Genomic DNA, 20,571 nt, shown 5'->3' on the forward strand with positions numbered 1-20,571 from the left:
TAGCACTGGATGGCGGGCATGACGGACTTTCTTGGTTTAGCTGAGTCCAATTATTGATCAGGAAACTTTATTCTCCGCCACCGACTCGTTCATAATCGCGCTTTTATTTTCTGGGGCGACCAATATGCGTTATTTACACACCATGGTTCGGGTAAAGGATCTTACCGAATCGCTGGATTTTTATTGCAATAAGCTAGGTTTGCTTGAAGTGCGGCGCATGGAAAGCGAAACCGGACGTTTTACCTTGGTGTATCTGGCTGCACCTGGCGACCGGCAAACCGCTGTAGCGGTTGACGCGCCATTGCTGGAGCTGACTTACAACTGGGATAGTGAGGACTACGGCGGTGGCCGTAATTTTGGACATTTAGCCTTCGAAGTAGACGACATTTATGCGGTATGCCAAGACTTAATGGCAAAAGGGGTCACGATTAACCGGCCACCGCGTGATGGTCATATGGCATTTCTGCGCTCACCCGACCAAATTTCTATCGAATTGTTACAAAAAGGCCAGGCATTGCCGCCGCAAGAGCCGTGGGCCTCCATGCCCAATGTTGGCGTGTGGTAAGGTCTGTCGAATTGTTACCGCTGAGTCTTTATATCCATTTTCCGTGGTGCATCCAGAAGTGCCCGTATTGCGACTTCAACTCCCACGCCGTTAAACACCCGATTCCCGAACAGGCTTATATCGATGCCTTGATGACCGACCTGCACCATGATTTGGAATTGCTGGGCGAGCAGCGGACCATCAACAGTATATTTATGGGGGGCGGCACACCCAGCTTGTTTTCCCCGGAAGCCTTAGGCCGCTTGTTGGCTGGCGTCAGGCAGTCGGCACCTGTTGCAGAACAGTGCGAAATCACTTTGGAAGCCAATCCCGGCACCTTCGAAAGCGCAAAATTTCATGAGTTTCGGGCTTTAGGGATTAATCGCCTGTCGATAGGCATTCAAAGCTTTCAGGACCGGCACTTGCGGACATTAGGGCGGGTGCATTCCGCCGCCGAAGCCAAGGCCGCGGTGGAAATTGCCGTTACGGCCGGGTTCGATAATTTCAATCTGGATTTGATGTTCGGTTTGCCGGATCAGAGCGAGAGCGAAGCCTTGAGCGATGTGGAAATAGCCATTAGCTTGGCCCCAACCCATATTTCCTTTTACCAACTAACGCTGGAACCCAATACGTATTTTTATAAGTTTCCGCCGAAATTGCCGGAAGACGACCTGATATTCGCCTCTCAAAAGCGCTGTCAGCGGCTATTGGCGGAGAACGGTTTTCAGCAGTACGAAGTGTCTGCGTATGCAAAACCCGGCAAGCAATCCCAGCATAATCGCAATTACTGGCAATTTGGCGATTATCTGGGGATAGGCGCTGGCGCGCACGGCAAAATCAGCCTTGCCTTGCCGGATAAGATTATGCGCACGGTTAAGCCAAGAAGCCCGGAACAGTATTTATCACGACCCGGTCGATCACAATACGAAGCGATTGAGGTCGCACAATTGCCGTTAGAGTTTCTGATGAACCAGTTGCGACTAAAAGCCGGTTTTAGCCTGAAGGATTTTGAACTGACCACCGGATTGGCGGCAAACAGCTTGGAGCCTAATTTATCGCGTTGTCTGGCTGAAGGCCTGTTGTGTCGGGATAGCTTGGTCTATCGCTGTAGCGAAAAAGGTTGGGATTTTCTGGACATGGTCCTAGAAAAATTCATCGATTAAATACGCGCGGGTATAATTGCTTTCATTTTAGATTTGTAACACTCCACGATGCTCGATTACCAAAAACAGTTTATCCAGTACGCTTTGGATTGCGGCGTATTAAAGTTTGGCGAATTTCATTTAAAGTCCGGACGTGTCAGTCCGTATTTCTTTAATACCGGCCTATTCAACAGCGGCGCTCAGCTGGATAAATTGGGGCAATTTTATGCGCAGGCACTGATTAGCGCCGATGTCGAGGTCGATATATTGTACGGGCCGGCCTATAAAGGCATCCCGTTGGTCAGCACCACCTCGATTGCCTATTCCCGCTTGCAACGCGACATTCCGTTTGCGTTTAACCGCAAAGAAGCCAAGGATCATGGCGAGGGCGGCGTATTGGTGGGCGCACCCTTGCAAGGCAAAGTCTGGATTTTGGATGATGTGATTACCGCCGGCACGTCGGTGCGTGAATCGGTGGAAATCATCAATGCCGCCGGCGCTACGGTCGCAGGTGTCGTGATCGCGCTGGATCGTCAGGAAAAAGGTCAGAACGAATTGTCAGCCGTGCAGGAAGTGTCGGCACAATTCGGTATTCCGGTGCTGGCGATAATCTGCTTGGCGGACATCATCGAATTTATTTCCCAACAGAGCGGTTCGGCGGATAAGTTAGCCATTATTCAAGCCTATCGACAGCAGTACGGAATTTGAGTATCCATGCGTGCCCGAGGCTTTTGCTTATGGATTATTGGTCTACACTTAGCCGTTACAATTTGCCCCTTATATTGAGTACAGTCGGAACAAAGGCGAGCCATGAGAAATCTGGAATTTAAAGAACAGTTGCACGAATACACGCAGTGGCGCGAACAACTGATTCAGGGTATCGAATTGTATCGGGACTGGCGTAACCGCTATCGCTTCAGCGACCCGCAAAGCACAGATACCTTGCTGAATATATTGCAAGGCTTGCAAAATGATCGCGTCACCTTGGCGTTTGTAGCGGAGTTTTCCCGAGGTAAAACCGAACTGATCAACTCGCTGTTTTTTGCGGAAACCGGCGTGCGCTTGTTGCCTTCTTCGCCGGGCCGGACCACGATGTCGCCCACCGAGCTTTTCTGGGATGAAAAAGGCGGCAGTTACATTCGGCTGCTCAACATTGAGAGCCGCTTGGAAGATATATCTTTGATGGATTACAAGCGCAATCCGGATCGTTGGACACAAATCGAGTTGAATTGCGAATCGCCTACGCAAATGCAGGAAGCGTTCAGAGAGTTGGTTGCCACGAAGAAGGTTTCTCGGGAAATGGCCGATAAACTGGGCCTTTGGAACGAACGCGAAGCTGCCGAGCAAGGCATTATCAATCCGGAAACCGTGGAAGTGCCATGCTGGCGACATGCGATGATCAGCTTTCCGCATCCTTTGTTAAAAGAAGGTTTGTGCATTCTGGATACGCCGGGCCTAAATGCCTTGGGTACCGAGCCGGAGTTAACCTTGAGCATGTTGCCCAGCGCTCAAGCCATTATTTTCGTGTTGGCGGCCGATACCGGCGTAACCAAAAGCGACCTGGAAATGTGGAAAAGCCACGTTTGTAGCTCCAGAGGTAACCGCCGCCAGGGCTTAGCGGTGGTGATGAATAAAATCGACTCGATGTGGGACGATTTGGCCGGCGAGACTGGCTACGAAGCTTCGATCCAAAAGCAAATCGACACCTGTGCCATGATTCTGAATCTGGAGAAGGAAGTTATTTTCCCGGTCTCCGCGAAGCAAGCTTTATTGGCTAAGGTGAAGGGCGACGATGCTTTGCTGCAAAAAAGCCGTCTCAATCTGTTGGAAAGCTATCTGTCGGACGACATTCTCGATCAGCGCCGCGATATTCTAAAGGGTGTTGTCGATAAAGAAATCGGGTTTTTGGTTAGCGAGTCGGTCAAGTTGATGGAGTCAAAAATCGCTAACGCCCAAAAGCAGCTCGACGAATTCAAACAAGTCGATTTCGAGAACCAGGAATTGACCGGCAAATTGATGGCCGAAACCCGCGACCGGCAAAATGCCTATATGGCTAATATCGAAAACTTTCAGGCCAGCCGTAAAGTGTTTGCGGTGCAGGCCAAGATGTTGATCGATTCGTTTGCCAAAGAAAAAATCGACGACATTATCCGCCGTACCAAGGAGGATATGAGCAAAAGCCTGACGACTTACGGCATGAAACAGAATATGCGTAGGTTGTTTGACGAGTTGCGGGATCTGCTGCAAGACTCGGTGGATATGACCGAAGAAACCCGGCGCTTGATTAAAGCGATTCACAAGAAGTTTCAGGATGAATACGGTTTTAAGGAAATTGAGCCACAGTTATTTTCGATAAAACAACACCAGTTTGAGCTGGAGCAGATTTTTGAAGAAGGCGAAGCGTTTCGCAATAGCGCTAAAACCACGATGACTGAGCAAAGCATAGTGGTTAACAAGCTCTATGGTACGTTGATAGCCAAAGCAAGGAATATTCTGCAGCAAGCCCAACGGGATGCGGTTACCTGGAGTAATAGCGTACTGTCGCCGCTAATGCACCAAATCAAAGATCACAAAAAGCAAATCGAAAGCCGCTTGATCATGCTCAGGAAAATCAATGAATCCAAAGGTAATGTCAATGAAAGCATTGCGCAGTTGGAGAGCGAATTGGGGCCACTACAAGTCCAGTATCATGAGTTGCTAGAGATACTTAAAGCCGTGCATCTGGAAATTAAAACCGATTAGTGCCGATTTTTGCTCCGTTGTCGCAGGTTACGGCAGCCCTTTTGTTGTTTGCCCCGCAGGACTTTCAGCGCTAGAACTCAGCAATTCGTTAAAGCGGCACCAGTCAAAAAATGGCCCAGGGTCGGTTTTTCGGCCTGGGGCAATATCGCTATGACCGGCAATACGCTGGCTCGACAGTTTCGGATAATTCGCCAGTAGCGTTCTACACACATCGGCAAGGCACCGATATTGAGCGTCAGTGTAAGCCACATTGATGGTTCCCTCGAGTTCAATGCCAATAGAAAAATCGTTACAACGTTCCCTGTCTTGATATTTTGACACGCCTGCATGCCAAGCCCTGCGGTTGAACGGCACATATTGCCGAATGCTGCCATCCCGGCGAATCAATAAATGCGCGGACACCTTAAGTTGGTGTATGTCTTGGAAGTAAGGATGGTCGTTTGGGTTCAGGCAGTTGCAAAACAATTGGTCGATATAGTCGCCCGCGAATTGCTCAGGCGGCAGGCTGATGCAATGGATAACCAATAAGGAAACATCTTCGGGGTCCGGTCTGTCGTCGCAGTTCGGCGAAGCGACCTGGCAGGCGCTACTCAAGTAGTGATCGCGAATTATCATGGTTTTCAAGCTTTGTCAGTGATGCGGTATTTTATAAGCTTTGCCAACCACCCCTATACTTTTACTTGCCTCACATTGGTCAGAGTTTGGCACGGCTGTCACCGCATGCGGTTTATAATTACCCTCCTTGTCCATCTTCAACTAAATATCCATGCAACCAAATTCCACAGAAATCGCGCTTTATCTGGCTGAAGATATCGGTAGCGGCGATATTACCGCCAGCATCGTTTCAGCCGAGACTCAAGCCAATGCCGCAGTGGTAACTCGCGAATCCATGGTGCTGTGCGGTAGAGCTTGGTTCGATGAGGTGTTTCGACAATTAAGCCCCCAGGTAATGGTCGATTGGCAATGCAATGAGGGCGAACGTGTCGCAGCGAACACCGTACTATGCAAGTTGCGCGGTCCGGCTCGGGCCTTGCTGACGGGCGAGCGCACGGCGTTGAATCTGCTGCAAACCTTATCCGCGACGGCGACCATCGCCCGCCGCTATGCGGATGCCGTGGCAGGTACCGGCTGCAAGGTGTTGGATACCCGTAAAACCCTGCCCGGTTTACGTTTGGCGCAAAAATATGCAGTCAAATGCGGAGGTTGTTTCAATCATCGCATCGGTTTATTCGACGCCATCTTGATCAAGGAAAACCATATTATCGCAGCAGGCTCAATTGCCAATGCAGTCAAGCTGGCCAGAGACTATGGGAATGTGCCGGTCGAAGTGGAGGTGGAAACTCTTGACGAGTTTGCCCAAGCATTTGCCGCGCAACCGGATCGCATCATGCTGGATAATTTTTCACTGGCCGATATGCGCACAGCGGTACAGCGAAACCAGGGCCTACTCGAGCTGGAAGCTTCGGGCAATATTACTTTGGACAATATCCGAACCGTGGCCGAAACCGGGGTGGCCTTTATCTCGATAGGCGCGTTAACGAAGAATGTTGCGGCAGTCGATCTGTCGATGCGCATTGAGATGCGCATCGATTAAGCTCATGCTGGTACGCTCAGTTGACAGCGTTTAGCATCTCGTTTTCGTATAAGCGTAGTTTTTTCCAGTTGGCGAATTTGCTGTCGTCGAACGGCGCATCGTGGTCGATCGCATGCTCGTAGCAGCTCCGAAATAGGCGCGCAGTGCGAAAGGCGTGCAATTCGTCGTCGGCGGTTACCGTGTCTACATTGCCCACTTGGAAGGTTTTATTCCGGGACTTTCCATCTTTCACCCAAAACACCGTGTAGCAAAGATAGCTTTTGTCTTTGCGGTGATCGAACTTGATGGTTCTGGACACACCGGTTACGCCGGTAGTCGTTTTGTTTTTGGGTGGTTTCAGGAAGCGAGTCTTGCTGCCTTTTAATACCACCAGCATCTGATCGCGCCAAGTAATCGCGGCTTTCAGCGACTTGGTTTTGCTGCCCCAGAGCTTGTGAGAAAAATAACGGCTGCTCTCCTTGCCACGCCGAACAATACGAACTTGAAAACCGAAAGTATCTGGTTCTGTAATGTGTTTTACTTTTGCCATTTGACGTACCCTAAAAAATTCACCAAAGGTCTGCATAGTGAATTTAAGCATCGCGAAGCACGCAGACCGCCTGTTAATTGTGTAAGCTATGGATTACAAATTAGCGCGAAATCGACCGTCTTGCAAGCGGAATTTAAGGGGATTATTGGGCAAATACCAACTAAATTCGTGTAGAATAAGCGCCAGCCTTCTCGCAGAGGCGCAAACATGCTCTTAACCTTTTGTTTTATAAAAAATTTTGGAGAAAATTGATGAGCGTTTTAGTAGGTAAGCAAGCCCCTGACTTTACAGTTCCTGCGGTATTAGGCGATGGTCAAATTGTTGATTCATTCAGTTTCTCAGCGGCCACTAGCGGCAAATACGCAGTACTTTTCTTTTACCCATTGGATTTTACATTCGTTTGCCCAAGCGAATTGATTGCCTTGGATCATCGGATCGACGAATTTAAAAGCCGCGGTGTTGAAGTGATTGGTGTTTCTATTGACTCACACTTTACCCACAACGCTTGGCGTAACACTCCTGTTAACCAAGGCGGTATCGGTCCTGTCCGCTATACTCTGGCTGCCGACCTGAAACACACTATTGCCCAAGATTACGACGTAGAGTCCGCTGGTGGCGTGGCTTTCCGCGGTAGTTTCTTGATCGACAAAGCCGGTGTCGTCCGCCATCAAGTTGTCAACGACTTGCCACTGGGTCGTAACTTTGACGAAATGCTGCGCATGGTTGACGCGCTGCAATTCCACGAAGAGCATGGCGAAGTTTGCCCAGCCGGTTGGAACAAAGGTGATGCGGGTATGAATGCCAACCCAGCGGGCGTGGCTGAATATCTGAGCAAAAATGCTGACAAACTGTAAGCATTAGCTTTACTCTGAGACAAGGCGCATTGTCTAGACAATGCGCCTTTTTTATTGCCTGAATTTTCTCTGTTTCTCGCCCCATGACTGCGAATTCAGTGTGGCGCTAATTCCATTAATCGCCGCTCGGCATTTTTTATATCCGTTACCGCTATGGTTTAAATAGCCCACTAAACGGGTTTTTTGAACCAAGTCATTGGTCTTAACCCTCCCCCTTGCCTATTGTGACTAAGTTAGTGCGCACTGGTGTACATGGCATGTTTCTCGCTGACGACAAACAAGTTTGGAAAGTTCTTTCCGGATTAAAGTCCCACGCTTTGTTCTACGACTGATCAAACAATGATTGACGAACGTTTGCGCTCCACTTGGCTAAGCGCAAAAAGAACGGATTTACAAAAATGCAGAGCACAAGGCACAGTAATATTGATACGATATTATGTAGGCGGTAGTTAACCCCCATTTACTTAAGGGAGATCGTTCTTTTGAACATTGTGCAACTTTCCGGCCTTCACCGTAAAAATGGCATCCACATAAAAATAATAATTCATGCGCATCAATTTCATAGTTTCGATACTCGTAGCAAGCTTTTTAATCGGTTGCTCCGCCCCACCCGACAAGCACCCGGCAAATCAAAAAGCCTCCAACACGTCTGCTGAAGAACTTAAGACAACAGACAATGACCAACATGTTGGGTTGATTTCAATTCCCGCCGAATCAAGGCCTTATATCAGCGTGGCCACGGTCACGCCGCAAAATTTCTCGGCGATGGTGCAAGCGCCGTCGCATGTCGAATTTAGAACCAAAGCCTTATCCGCGGTGAGCGCGGTGGTGGCCGGACGGCTGAAAAAAATCAATGTACAGGTCGGTGACCGCGTCAAAGCAGGCACACCGATTGCCGTTCTGGAAAGCGCTGACGCCGCCAAGATGCGAGCCGAGGTTGCAGAATCGAAAGCCGAGCTGCAACGTGCCGAAGACCGTATGCGTCGCCAGGACATCATGCAAAAAAGCGGTGTGGGCCTAGCAGTGGAGCGCGCGGAAGCCGATGTGCAATTGCGCGAAGCGCGTGCCGACTATCAGCGCAGCCAGCAAGCCTTGCAGATGATAGGGGATGGCACCGATCAGGCCGTGATACTTCGTGCCTCAGAAGATGGTGTGGTTTTGCAAATTAAGTCCTCAGTGGGTTCGGCGTTGGCAGCCGGCGAAACCATCATCGAAATCGGCGAGCCGCAGTCCTTGTGGATCGTTGCCGATGTATTCGATAACGATTTGCCGCTGATCCAAAAAGGTGCCAAAGCGACATTACAGATCAGCGCCTTGTCCGAACCGGTAACCGGCCGGGTAGTGGCGGTCAGCGCGGCGATGCAATCCGATTTGCGCCGAGGCGCGGTGTATATCGAATTCGACAACCCCAATCTAGTGTTAAAACCGGGTATGTTTGCCAAAGGCCTGATTGAGGCCGCCGGCCCGCATCGTATCGTTTTACCCACTACCGCAGTGGTGATTCGAGACAAGAAGCACACCATGGTTTACGTGGAAACCGGCGATGGCTGCTTCGAGCCAAGGCAGGTTTTGATAGGACAGGCACGCGACGGCCAGGTGCCGGTGCTGGATGGGCTTAAAGATGGCGAAAAAGTGGTGGTTTCCGGCGCGTTGCTGCTCGATTCCTCCGCATCCATGCTGCTGTAATCGGGGGGACTAATGCTGCGCCCCTTGATTGAACATTGCGTTCACCGCCGTCTGGTCGTGATTACCGTGGCGGTGATCATCGCTATTTTCGGTATCCATGCATTTATGGAAACACCTATAGAAGCCTACCCGGATGTGACCAATACCCAGGTGACCGTCATTACCTTGATGCCCGGCTATGCCCCGGAAGAAGTCGAGCGACAAGTCACTGTGCCCTTGGAAAGGGTATTGAACGGCACGCCGAATATGCTGCAGATGCGCAGCCAAAGCCTGTTCGGCTTGTCTTTGGTGACCATCACTTTTGAAGACCACATCGACAGTTTTCATTCCCGTACCGAAATATCTCAGCGCATCTCCGGCGCGGAATTACCCAGCAGCGTCACGCCGGTATTGGCGCCGGACTACACGCCTTTGGGCGAAATCTATAAATTTACCCTGACCAGCGACCGGCATTCGCTCTACGAACTGCGTTCGGAAATGGAATGGAACGTGTCGCGAAAATTGCGCCAAGTGCCAGGGGTTGCGGATGTACTGACCTTCGGCGGTTACTACAAGGAATTTCATATCCAAATCGATCCGACTCGCGTCGAGTCGGTAGGCTTGACGCTGGAAGACATCGGCCTGGCCGTGGAAAAGTCCAACAAAAATGTCGGCGCCGGATTTTTGAGTTATGGAGATCAGGAAATGGTGGTGCGCGGCGTAGGCAACCTGGTGACCGCGGACGATATCAAAAAAATTGTATTGAAAAATCACGAAGGTACGCCCGTCACCGTCGGCGATGTCGGCCGCCTGGTGCAATCCTACACGCCACGGCGTGGCACGGTGGGTTTGGACGAACACAAAGACGTGGTGGAAGGTATCGTACTGCTGCGGCGCGGCCAGAACCCGTCGCGAGTGTTGGATGCCTTGCACGAGAAAGTCGCGGAATTAAATGGCGGCATTTTGCCGGTTGGGATGAAAATCGTGCCGTTTCTGGATCGTTCGGAATTGGTTAGTAGCACGCTGCATACCGTGTTCGACAACTTGCTGCACGGCTTTGCACTGGTGGTGGGCGTGGTTTGGTTGTTTCTGCGCAGTATTCGCGGCTCGTTAATTGTCGCGACGGTGATTCCGTTGTCGTTGCTGGTGGCTTTCTTAGGTTTGTACCAGCTCGGCATGCCGGCCAATTTGATTTCGATGGGTGCGATTGATTTCGGCATTATTCTCGATGGCGCGGTAGTGCTGATGGAAAACGTCATGCACCAGGCTCAACACCGCAAGCCAAAGTCGCGGAGGGAAATGCTGCACCTGATTGCCGATGCAGCGGTAGATGTAGCCAAGCCAGCGTTTTTTGCAATGTTGATTATCATCGCCGCGTTGATTCCGGTGTTTACACTGGAGCGCGTGGAAGGCCGGATATTTCGGCCGCTGGCGATGACCTATAGTTTTGCGTTATCTGGCGGCTTAATCTTTGCGCTGCTATTGGTGCCGGCCTTGTGCGCCACCTTCATTCAGCCCAAACATGCCTTGGTCGCAGAACCCAAGTTTTTGGAACGTTTACGGGACTGGTATTCCCGTTTATTGGCGCAGGTGCTGAGTAAAAGGCTGATGGCTTTAAGCTTTGCCGGCGTCTTGCTGTTTGCCGGCGGCTTGGCCGGTGCCGGACTGGGTACCGAGTTCCTGCCGGAACTGGACGAAGGCGACATCCATGTATTTGTGGAAATGCCGCCGAGTATTTCGCTGGATAAAGGTCAGGAAATTCTATTGGATATGCGTCAGCGCTTGATGAAATTTCCAGAGGTGCTGGGCATTTTAAGCCAGCAAGGCCGTTCCGAGGACGGCACCGACAACGAAGGCGTGAACATGAGCGAAACCTTCGTACATCTCAAGCATCATGAGCAATGGCGACCGGGCTGGCATAAAGAAAAGCTGGTCGATGCGATGCGGACTTCTCTGGAAGAAATACCGGGCGTGCGATTCAATTTCTCACAACCGATCAAGGACAACGTCGAGGAAGCAGTGAGCGGCGTGCGCGGCAAAGTGGTCTTGAAAATCTACGGCCCCGATCTGGAAAAAATGCGCACCACGCTGGAAGATATCAAACTCTTGCTGGCCAAGGTGGATGGGGTGATTGATTTGGATCTTTACCGTGAATCGCGGGTGCCGCAACTGCAGATCAAGCTGGACCGTGCCGCCTTGGCCCGCAACAGTTTTGACGTGGATAGAGTGCAAGACACTATTGAAATCGGCATGGCAGGCCGGATAGTCTCCGAATTGTGGCAAGGGGAGCGGCCGGTGCCGATACGCTTGATCTTGCCGGAGAACGAACGCGGCGACATCGAAAAAATCGGCAATCTGAACGTGGTCAACCCTTCCGGTGCTTATATTCCCTTGCGGGATTTGACCACTATCGATATTGCGCAAGGCCGCACCTCCATTGAACGTGAAGCCAATAGCCGTTACATGGCCTTGAAGTTTAACGTGGAAGGCCGCGATTTAGGCTCGGTCGTACATGAAACCATGGAACTGGTCGCCGCTAATATCAAAGTGCCGGAAGACCATTTCCTGAGCTGGGGCGGCGAGTTCGAAAATCAACAACGGGCGATGGCCAGATTGGGCGTGGTGGTGCCGATCGCGGTATTGATCGTGTTAGGCTTGTTGTACAGTGCCTTGCAATCCGGGCGTAGCGCGGCAGCAATTTTGATCGCCACACCGTTTGCGATGACTGGCGGCGTGTTTGCGCTGATGGTCACTAATATTCCGCTGTCGGTGAGTGCGGCCATTGGCTTTATCGCTCTGTTGGGCCAAGTCTGTCTGATGGGCTTGCTGGTGCTGAGCGCGACCGAGGAAATGCGCCGCGGCGGCATGGAGTTATTGGCGGCGATCAAGGAGGGCGCGACGCAACGTTTGCGTCCGGTATTGATGGCCTCGCTGTTGGCTTTGCTGGGTTTGTTGCCGATGGCCTTTTCCACCAGCATCGGTAGCGAAACCCAGCGGCCGTTTGCGGTGGTGATCGTCGGCGGGATGTTGACCACCTTTTTGGTGGCGATGTTTATTTTGCCGGTGATTTATTCTTTCGTGACCAGCAAACAAATCCTCACGCCCGAAGAGGCCGACGAATTATTGGATAGCCAAGTATGAATCCCAAAGCCAGCCTGATTTTGCTGATTTCCTTGTTAGCCAGCCCGTTTAGCTATGCCGATTCCGAGACGGCAAGCCAAGCTTTGCCGGAAACGGTGACGATTCGGGATTTGCTGCAAATCGTCCGCGAGAAAAGCCCCAGATATGCATTAGCTCGTAGCCAAATCGAAGCAGCCGAAGCAGAGGTGGTTGCGGCAGATGTATTGCCCAATCCCAAAATCAGTTACGGCCGTTTCGATCAAGCTGGTGGACGCCGCAATACCCAGTTCGACGGTCCGTCACAACAAAACATCACCGTCGAAGTGCCGATGCTGCTGGCGGGACAGCGCGGCGCGCGCAAGGATAGCGCCGAACGGCAGCTCGATGTCGCGGCAGCTCGCGTCGAGGTTGACTATAACCAGTTGATTCGCGAATCCTGGCGGCTGTTTGCGCAATTACTGGCCAATCAGCAGCGGGTGTCGGTGCTGGATGAGGCCCGGTTGGAATTGGAGCGCTTGCAAACCATCATCTCCGGCAAACAAAACGCCGGCACCGCCAGTCAATACGATGTGCTGCGCATCACTCAGGAAGTGAAGAGCCTAAATACCCGTCTGGAAAATGCCCAAACCAATATGACCAGCACCATTGGCGAACTGGCGAGTTTGCTGGGCTTCCCCAACTGGAAGCCGCAAGCCAGCGGTACGCTGGAGCCGATTGGCGTGTCGGCGGACGTGGATAAGTTATGGCAACAAGCCGAGCAGCATAATCCAGACCTGGAAACGGCGCGCCGGGAAATGATCGCGGCGGACTCCGGATTGGAAAAAGCTGAGCGGGAACGCTGGCCGGTACCGTCATTAATGTTCGGTACGGCTTTCACCGATAAACCGTATGGCAACACCACATTCGCCGGGGTATCGATCGATCTGCCGATTTTTGATCGCGGTCAAGGCGGCATGGCCCGTGCGGCAGCCGAAGTGCATGCCAGCCAATTAAAGCGCGAATTGCTGATGTCAGCCACTCGCCAAGAATTGGAACGCGCGGTCGATGTGCTGGCAAGACGGCGGGCGACGCTAGCAAAGGCCGAAAAAGAAGTGGTAGCGCCGTTACCCACTTTAAAGCAAATGGCCGAAGATGCCTATCGTTTAGGGCAAACCGGTCTTATTGAGTTATTGGATTCATCGCGCACCCGTACCGAAATCAAGTTGAATCATTTAGAGTTGATTCAAAATGAAATCGAAGCAGAATTGGATGTCATGAATGCCTCGGGCTTGTTGGCGGTTTATTTCGAAAACCCGGCATGACGCTGCCGGTTTTGCATGCTTATCGGGTTCTATCAAGCTTGCGGTAGCCTATGGCTTCGCTGAGGTGGGAGATTTCGATATTCTTTGAATTCGCCAGATCGGCAATCGTGCGCGCCAGCTTCAAAATCCGGTGGTAAGCCCGGTGCGACAGGCCGAATTTTTCCAGCGCTTGTTCCAACAACTGATGACCGGCTTCGGACAAGGTGCAGATAACCTTCACCTCGGCGGCGCTTAGTCCGGCATTGGCTTTGCCTTGGCGGCGGTAAGCAATGTCGCGGGCTGCGACGACGCGCTGCCGAATCGTTTCGCTGGTTTCTTCACCCGCCGCCGAGCCTTTCCTCAGTACCTCCAGCGCAACGCGCGGCACTTCCATATGCATGTCTATCCTGTCCAGCAAAGGCCCGGAGACCCTAGCGCGATAGCGGGCCACTTGTTCGGAGGTGCAGCGGCAACGGCCGGAAGCATCGCCTAAATAGCCGCAGGGACACGGATTCATCGCCGCGATCAACTGAAAACTGGCCGGAAAATCGGCTTGGCGGTTGGCACGCGAAATCGTGATATGGCCGGTTTCCAAGGGTTCGCGCAGCACTTCCAGGACCTTTCTATCGAACTCCGGCAGTTCGTCCAAAAATAGCGCGCCGTTGTGCGACAAGGATATTTCGCCGGGCTTAGGGTTGCTGCCACCGCCAACCAAGGCCGCCGCTGAGGCCGTATGGTGCGGCGCTCTATAGGGCGGCTGCCGCCAACGGCTGACGTCCAGGCCATGGTCGCTGATCGAGGCCAGCGCGGCGGTTTCCTGGGCTTGTTGTTCGCTGAGTTCCGGCAGAATCGTCGGCAAACGTGCCGCCAACATCGATTTACCGGTGCCGGGCGGGCCCAGCATCAGTAAATTATGCTTCCCGGCTGCGGCGATTTCCATGGCCCGTTTGACGTGAAATTGGCCGTGCACGTCGGCAAAATCGACCGCGTGAACTGCTTGCTCGAAGCTGAGATGAACGTCAGGTGGCGCGATGGCTTGCCGGCCCGCCAAGTGGGCGCAGACTTCCAGCAGTGTCCTGGCCGGCAGCAATTGCGCATCTTTGATCAACGACGCCTCCGCCGCGCAACCAGCAGGCAGAATCAGTTGCCTAAAAACATTGCGGCAATGAATCGCTACCGGCAGCGCGCCGGGAATCGGCCGCAACTCACCACCTAGCGATAACTCGCCGATGCATTCGTACTCGTGCAAGGCATCCTTGGGGATTTGCCCAGAGGCGGCCAGGATGCCCAAGGCAATCGCCAAATCAAAGCGGCCGCCTTCTTTGGGTAAATCGGCTGGGGCCAGATTGATGGTAATGCGCTGGAACGGAAATTCGAAGTGCGAATTGATGATCGCGCCGCGCACCCGGTCCTTGCTTTCCTTCACCGCCGTTTCGGGCAGACCGACGATATTTAAAGCCGGTAGCCCGCTACTGACATGCACTTCCACCGTCACTTGCGGGGCGTCTATGCCGGAACGGCCCCGGCTGTAAACGACGGCCAGCGACATGGCTTTTTAGGCTTGCGGAATCCGTTGTTCCAGTTCGGCGACGCGCTTTTCCAGTTCTTCCAAACGGGCGCGAGTTTTCGCCAATACGGCTTTTTGCACTTCAAATTCTTCGCGGCTGACCAGATCCAGTTTGGACAGGCCGCTTTGCAGCAAGGCGTGGACGTTCTTTTCCACATCGTCTTTCAGATTGGTCAAACCGGGAGGGATGGCGCCGGCGATACGCTCGGCAAGATTGTCTATGGCTTTGGGATCAAACATGGTGGCTACTCTTAGTCTATGAATGAATTGGGAACGGGTAAATGGTCACGACATATTTTATCAGTATCCTCGCGATCCAAGGGTTGTTCGGTTAAGCCGCATTGATAGTGATGCTGTTCCACCGAAAAATAATGGCAGGAACGACATAAACCAAAACTCTTCGAGTCATTGACTTTTTGCAGCACGCCCAACGTGGTTTGCAGCGCCTGGCCTATGGTATCGAACTCCTGGCGGCTGACTTTGGATTCGGCCTGCTTAAAAACATCCAGCGGCTTTAACTCTTCGATCAACTGCCTGCCGGCCTCTGTCAGGCTCAGATGGACCACCCGGCCGTCCAAAATGGACGTGGTTTTATCCAGATAGCGCTTACGTTCCAAAATCTGGATAGTCTGGGACACCGTGCCCTTGGTCAAGCCCAGATACTCAGCCACCGCGGCATGGGTGTTGCTGTATTTATTGCACTTGGCCAGATACTCCAGCACCTGACCATGTACCGGTTGCAAACCGATTGCTGCGTATTTTTTGCGTTCTTCCGAACGTAGCAAGGCGCTGATCCGCTCGATCAGCTTGAATGTGTCTAGTTCATGCATTGGACCGATTCTACCACAGGCCGGCCAATTCCAAGCGTGGCGGCTGCCGGACGCAACTATCCGGCCACCGTCGCCCAAAAAAGCTACAGTCGATCCATGTTGCAGACAGCGCAGAGCAAGCCGTTAAACATTCCGTGTTTCAGGGGTAGGCAGGCTATACTGAAGGCCTCTTTTAGCGATAGGTGAGGAGCCGTTATGAAGAAAATATCCGTCAAAAATCCGGTGGTGGAGATCGACGGCGATGAAATGGCCCGCATCATCTGGCATTTCATTAAAGACAAATTGATTCTGCCTTACCTGGATCTGCAAATCGATTATTACGATTTAGGCATCGAGCAGCGCGACGCCACCGACGACCAAGTTACCATCGATGCGGCCCACGCCATTCAAAAGCACGGCGTTGGCATCAAATGCGCGACCATCACCCCGGACGAAGCGCGGGTGGCAGAGTTTGGATTGAAAAAAATGTACAAATCACCAAACGGCACGATTCGTAACATCCTGGACGGCACCGTGTTCCGCGAACCGATCATTTGCAAAAACGTGCCGCGCTTGGTGCCGAATTGGACCCAGCCGATCTGCATCGGCCGGCATGCGTTTGGCGACCAGTACCGAGCCACCGATTTCGTCACCAAAGGCAAAGGCAAGCTAAAAATCAGCTTCATGCCGGACGGCGGCGGCCCGGAGCAAAGCTTTGAGGTTTACCACTTCGACGGCGACGGCGTCGCGTTGGCGATGTACAACACCGACGAATCGATCGCCGGCTTCGCCCGCAGTTGCTTTAACGTGGCGCTGGATAGAGGCTGGCCGCTGTATCTTTCCACCAAAAACACCATCCTGAAAAAATACGATGGCCGCTTCAAAGACATCTTCGAAGAAATCTACCAAGCGGAATACAAAGCCTTATACCAAGCCAAAGGCATTGTCTACGAACATAAACTGATCGACGACATGGTGGCCTCGGCTCTGAAATGGAACGGTGCCTTTGTCTGGGCTTGCAAAAACTACGATGGCGATGTGCAATCCGACACGGTGGCCCAAGGTTTTGGTTCACTGGGTTTGATGACCTCCACCTTAGTCACGCCAGATGGCAAAACCATGGAAGCCGAAGCAGCTCACGGCACCGTCACCCGCCATTACCGGATGCACCAGCAAGGCAAAAAGACCTCGACCAATCCGATTGCCTCGATCTTTGCCTGGACGCGCGGTTTGGCGTTTCGCGGCAAACTGGACGGCAACGCCGAGTTGATCAACTTCTGCGAAACCTTGGAAAAGGTCTGCGTCGATACCGTCGAGGGCGGGCAAATGACCAAGGATTTGGCCTTGTGTATTTACGGCGATGATTTGAACGACTCGTATTATTTAACGACCGAGGATTTTCTGGAGACCTTGCGAGCCAATCTGGAACGCAGCCTTTCGGCGTCATGAGGCTTTTGCCGTTCGCTGGGTTTTAGTTGCAATCCCAGCGAACTTTTAAGTTGCTTACTCGCTCACAGAACACTGAGAAATCATTGCTACAATCCAGGCTAAGTTAATCACTCAGCCCATAGGTACACAAACATCATGCGCTTATTATTGGTAGAAGATGACGCCATCCTTGGTGATGGTTTAAAAGCCGGCTTGACGCTGGAAGGTTATGCGGTGGATTGGTTAATCGACGGTGCGCAGGCCGACGAGGCGCTGAAATTGAACCACTATGATTTGGTGGTGTTGGACTTGAACTTGCCGCGCATGGACGGAATGAGCGTGTTGAAGAACCTGCGCCGCCGCAAGGACAGCACCCCGGTTTTGGTCTTAACCGCCCGCGAAGGCGTCGCCGAACGGGTGGCCGGTCTGGACAATGGCGCCGACGACTTTGTCACCAAACCGTTCGACCTAGCGGAAATTTGTGCGCGCTTACGCGCATTGGCCCGCCGCCACGATGGTCATAGCCTGCCAGTGATCGAACATAAAGGCGTTACCATCGATCCCGCCGCGCACCAGGTGTATTTCAACGGCAAGCCGGTTGATCTGGCGCAAAAAGAATTTGAAGTGCTGAGTTACCTAATGGGACATATCGGCCAAGTTATTTCCCGGGCTCGTCTGGAAGAGTCGCTCTACGCCTGGGGCTCGGAAGTGGAAAGCAATGCGGTGGAAGTGCATATTCACCATCTGCGTAAAAAACTGGATAGCAATCTGATTCGCACCATCCGCGGGGTCGGTTACATCATCGACGAGAACTGATGGCCAAACATTTTCGTCTGGCGCCACGCTCCCTGAAAAAGCAGCTGCTGCTGTCGCTCCTAACCTCGCTGTTGCTGGTTTGGGGCGTTACCGCCTACTTCAGTTACAAACAAACCCGCGACGAAGTCACCGAACTGTTCAACGCTGAATTAGCTCAATCGGCACGGGTGGTACACGCCTTTGTCGAGAATATGGTCCGGCAACGTGCACTGACCAAACTCTGGGAGCGCGACAAAGCTCCAGAACTGTTCGACACGCCCATCCTCGGCCACAAATACGAACGCAAAATTGCCTTTCAATTACGCTCAGTGAAAGAGGGGCTGGTGTTGCGCTCGGAAAGCGCGCCGGAATTTGCCTTATCCTTGACGCGAAACGGCTACAGCGAAACCATGCTGGATGGTCAGCTTTGGCATGTATTTAGCCTGAGTACCGAAAACGGCAATTATGTGATTCATGTCGGTCAACGCGACGATATTCGCCGGGAATTGGTGGAAGGCATCGCCGGCCAGCAAGTGATTGGTTTTTTGATCGCATTGCCGATATTGGGCGTAATGATCTGGTGGATCGTCAGCCGCACCTTGTCGCCGGTCAACCAGGTCAAGGAGCAATTGGCCAGCCGGGCAGCCGGCTTTCTGCAACCGCTGTCGGTGGATAATCTGCCGGACGAGGTATTGCCTGTTGTCACGCAAATCAATAGCTTGTTTGCGATGCTGGAACAAGCTTTTGCAAACGAGCGCAATTTTACCTCCGACGCTTCCCACGAACTGCGCACGCCATTGGCCGGTCTGTTGACGCAAATTCAAGTGGCGCAAAAAACCACCGATACGCAGATGCGCGATCAGGCTTTGCAAAAAGCCCAGCAAGCGGTATCGCGGATGACGCATACGGTGCAACAATTGCTGACCTTGTCGCGAGTGCAGCATCAGCAGGCCGGGATTGCCAAGCAGTCTGTTGATGTTAACGAAGCCTTGATAGAGGTGATTTCCGATCTGGATCATGCCGCCCGCGAGAAGCGTATCGATATTGAATTGCAAGGAGAGCCGGCTCTAGTGATCGTCGCCAATCCTCAGTTATTTCAAGTGTTGTTACGCAACTTGCTCGATAACGCCATCAAATATTCGCCGATTGAAGGGCATATCAAAGTAGCTTGCCGCCGCGAAAACAAGCGCTTGCAGCTGACTGTGGACGACAGCGGCCCCGGTGTTGCCGACGACGATTATCAGCGCATCACGCAGCGCTTTTACCGTTGCGTGGAAACGGCCAATAGTGTTGAAGGCAGCGGCTTGGGCTTGTCCATCGTACAGCGCATTGTGGCTTTACATGCGGCGGATATTGATTTTGCCAAGTCGGAGCTGGGTGGTTTGCAAGCACGGTTACATATGGATTTGGCCGGTTCTGCGCCTGTGAAATAGAGGCAAATTTATTCGAATCAACTGACGTCCAAGTCTATGTTTGCAGTTAAACGAATGCCGTTTTGAAGAGCCAGCAGATTATGTTGCGGTCTCGTAAGTCGGGTTAGCTCGATAGCGCGTAACCCGACATTTCAACTAATGCCAAATCGCTTGCTTTTAAACTTGTCTACGACGGCGGCGTAACGAGAACACAGCGACTACGCTGCCAAATAACCAAATTGCAGCCGGCAACGGTACTGCGGCCGGTTGCAAAAACCCGCGAATCTCCCCGCCAGGAAATGCCGAAGTATGAATGTTGAGATAGGCTTTGCCCGCCTCCGCGCCAACCAGTAGCGCATTCAGTGCACTGCTGACGGTACCGCCGTTATTGGTGATGAATGTCGCGTTATAGCTGCTTGCGAGACTAAGATCGAATGTTTGGTCCATGCTGCCGGATGTTACACCCAAAGGGAATCCAACAAAGCTTGGCGTTTGACTAGCGACCCCGGCAGTCGCTGCCCCCGCAACGGAAGTGCAGCAATGAATGTGAGCGGCGGTGGTATTGCCCTGCAACCCACTGAAAGAAAAATTAACCCGCATGGTGACCAAGTCCAGATCGAAAGTGACAGTACCGCTGCCAAAACCTAAAGAGCTATTGGGCGGCGCTTCGTTTGGCCCGGATAAAACGACGGCATAACTAAGTTCGTGAGCAGCCACGCCAACACTGGTTAAACATGCCGATAGTAACGCTAGTAACAACATAATGCTTTTCATGTAAATCTCCCTAAATACCAATGCAAAATTAAAAGATTTTGTGTCAAAAAACGTCTGCCAAAAATCTTAGCCCGCTACCTTCCCCCTACAAGGCGATAGGATTGTCACTTGCTTTAATAGGTACGGTCAATCATACAATTTTTAAGCTTTTCAATGGCTAGCCATTAAACCAAGTGGGCTGGCGGCAATGCCGGGATAGAGCGATTTGGCCTTCAAACGGCGGGCCGGAATTTGATCGACGCGGCTGCTATCCATTGGGCTCCTGCATTGCTCGAAGTTGCCGGTGTTTCCCGGTTCTGATTTACGCGCCAATATG

The 20,571-nt window shown here is 52.2% G+C and carries 18 protein-coding genes; 12 read left to right on the forward strand and 6 right to left on the reverse strand.

Translation table 11 applies throughout. The features are described from left to right. The first annotated feature begins 124 nt into the window (after positions 1-124). From ACR02O_RS01230 to ACR02O_RS01245, 4 genes are all read left to right on the forward strand, one after another. Complete coding sequence (locus tag ACR02O_RS01230) at positions 125-565, forward strand: VOC family protein (RefSeq protein ID WP_319961159.1); 441 nt, start codon at positions 125-127, stop codon at positions 563-565. 11 nt (positions 566-576) lie between these two features. Beyond that, positions 577-1,707, forward strand: coding sequence for a radical SAM family heme chaperone HemW (hemW, locus tag ACR02O_RS01235; protein ID WP_494522610.1), 1,131 nt, complete (start codon positions 577-579; stop codon positions 1,705-1,707). 48 nt (positions 1,708-1,755) lie between these two features. Beyond that, positions 1,756-2,394 (forward strand): orotate phosphoribosyltransferase, encoded by a 639-nt coding sequence (gene pyrE / locus ACR02O_RS01240; protein ID WP_494522611.1) that lies wholly within the window; start codon positions 1,756-1,758, stop codon positions 2,392-2,394. Positions 2,395-2,496: 102 nt separating this feature from the next. Beyond that, positions 2,497-4,428 carry a dynamin family protein gene (locus tag ACR02O_RS01245; RefSeq protein ID WP_415879670.1) on the forward strand — a complete coding sequence of 644 codons (1,932 nt, stop codon included), beginning with the start codon at positions 2,497-2,499 and terminating at the stop codon, positions 4,426-4,428. A gap of 27 nt (positions 4,429-4,455) precedes the next feature. Here ACR02O_RS01245 and ampD read toward each other — a convergent pair whose 3' ends face one another. After that, positions 4,456-5,043, reverse strand: coding sequence for a 1,6-anhydro-N-acetylmuramyl-L-alanine amidase AmpD (ampD, locus tag ACR02O_RS01250; protein ID WP_494522612.1), 588 nt, complete (start codon positions 5,041-5,043; stop codon positions 4,456-4,458). A gap of 151 nt (positions 5,044-5,194) precedes the next feature. On the opposite strand from ampD, the gene nadC reads away from it, so the two are divergent. After that, a complete protein-coding gene (gene nadC, locus ACR02O_RS01255) occupies positions 5,195-6,022 on the forward strand; it encodes a carboxylating nicotinate-nucleotide diphosphorylase (protein WP_494522613.1) in 828 nt (275 codons plus the stop codon). A gap of 16 nt (positions 6,023-6,038) precedes the next feature. On the opposite strand, the gene ACR02O_RS01260 is transcribed toward nadC, so the two are convergent. After that, positions 6,039-6,551: a hypothetical protein gene (locus ACR02O_RS01260; RefSeq protein ID WP_020484362.1), complete on the reverse strand. Its 513-nt coding sequence runs from the start codon at positions 6,549-6,551 to the stop codon at positions 6,039-6,041. 251 nt (positions 6,552-6,802) lie between these two features. Between ACR02O_RS01260 and ACR02O_RS01265 the strand changes: the two genes are divergently transcribed. The 4 genes from ACR02O_RS01265 to ACR02O_RS01280 all read left to right on the forward strand — a co-directional run bounded on the left by ACR02O_RS01265 (position 6,803) and on the right by ACR02O_RS01280 (position 13,491). After that, entirely contained in the window at positions 6,803-7,405 is a 603-nt protein-coding gene (locus ACR02O_RS01265; protein ID WP_033158174.1) for a peroxiredoxin, read from the forward strand. 693 nt (positions 7,406-8,098) lie between these two features. Continuing rightward, positions 8,099-9,091 carry an efflux RND transporter periplasmic adaptor subunit gene (locus tag ACR02O_RS01270; RefSeq protein ID WP_494522614.1) on the forward strand — a complete coding sequence of 331 codons (993 nt, stop codon included), beginning with the start codon at positions 8,099-8,101 and terminating at the stop codon, positions 9,089-9,091. Between the two features lie 12 nt (positions 9,092-9,103). Continuing rightward, positions 9,104-12,211, forward strand: a complete 3,108-nt coding sequence (locus ACR02O_RS01275; RefSeq protein ID WP_494522615.1) for an efflux RND transporter permease subunit — start codon at positions 9,104-9,106, stop codon at positions 12,209-12,211. Further along, on the forward strand, positions 12,208-13,491 hold the full coding sequence (locus ACR02O_RS01280) for a TolC family protein (protein WP_458138533.1): 1,284 nt from the start codon (positions 12,208-12,210) through the stop codon (positions 13,489-13,491). The genes ACR02O_RS01275 and ACR02O_RS01280 overlap by 4 nt, the downstream gene beginning before the upstream one ends. A gap of 19 nt (positions 13,492-13,510) precedes the next feature. Here the strand turns inward: ACR02O_RS01280 and ACR02O_RS01285 are convergent, their stop codons facing one another. Genes ACR02O_RS01285 through ACR02O_RS01295 form a run of 3 tightly spaced genes read right to left on the reverse strand, consistent with a single transcriptional unit; the run spans position 13,511 to position 15,867 of the window. Further along, complete coding sequence (locus ACR02O_RS01285; RefSeq protein ID WP_494522616.1) at positions 13,511-15,019, reverse strand: YifB family Mg chelatase-like AAA ATPase; 1,509 nt, start codon at positions 15,017-15,019, stop codon at positions 13,511-13,513. A gap of 6 nt (positions 15,020-15,025) precedes the next feature. After that, on the reverse strand, positions 15,026-15,277 hold the full coding sequence (gene ubiK / locus ACR02O_RS01290) for a ubiquinone biosynthesis accessory factor UbiK (RefSeq protein ID WP_033158177.1): 252 nt from the start codon (positions 15,275-15,277) through the stop codon (positions 15,026-15,028). Between the two features lie 11 nt (positions 15,278-15,288). Next, the gene (locus ACR02O_RS01295; protein ID WP_458138565.1) at positions 15,289-15,867 is read right to left on the reverse strand and encodes a MarR family winged helix-turn-helix transcriptional regulator; all 579 of its coding nucleotides are present in this window, start codon (positions 15,865-15,867) and stop codon (positions 15,289-15,291) included. 195 nt (positions 15,868-16,062) lie between these two features. On the opposite strand from ACR02O_RS01295, the gene ACR02O_RS01300 reads away from it, so the two are divergent. From ACR02O_RS01300 to ACR02O_RS01310, 3 genes are all read left to right on the forward strand, one after another. Next, positions 16,063-17,295, forward strand: coding sequence for an NADP-dependent isocitrate dehydrogenase (locus ACR02O_RS01300; protein WP_494522617.1), 1,233 nt, complete (start codon positions 16,063-16,065; stop codon positions 17,293-17,295). A gap of 135 nt (positions 17,296-17,430) precedes the next feature. Continuing rightward, on the forward strand, positions 17,431-18,090 hold the full coding sequence (locus ACR02O_RS01305; protein ID WP_033158182.1) for a response regulator: 660 nt from the start codon (positions 17,431-17,433) through the stop codon (positions 18,088-18,090). Continuing rightward, positions 18,090-19,502 carry an ATP-binding protein gene (locus tag ACR02O_RS01310; RefSeq protein WP_494522618.1) on the forward strand — a complete coding sequence of 471 codons (1,413 nt, stop codon included), beginning with the start codon at positions 18,090-18,092 and terminating at the stop codon, positions 19,500-19,502. Before ACR02O_RS01305 ends, ACR02O_RS01310 begins: the two co-directional genes overlap by 1 nt. A gap of 156 nt (positions 19,503-19,658) precedes the next feature. Here ACR02O_RS01310 and ACR02O_RS01315 read toward each other — a convergent pair whose 3' ends face one another. Further along, entirely contained in the window at positions 19,659-20,255 is a 597-nt protein-coding gene (locus tag ACR02O_RS01315; protein WP_458138570.1) for a CHRD domain-containing protein, read from the reverse strand. Positions 20,256-20,571 lie beyond the last annotated feature (316 nt).

It is taken from the genome of Methylomonas sp. PHL2-19 (genome assembly GCF_059331595.1).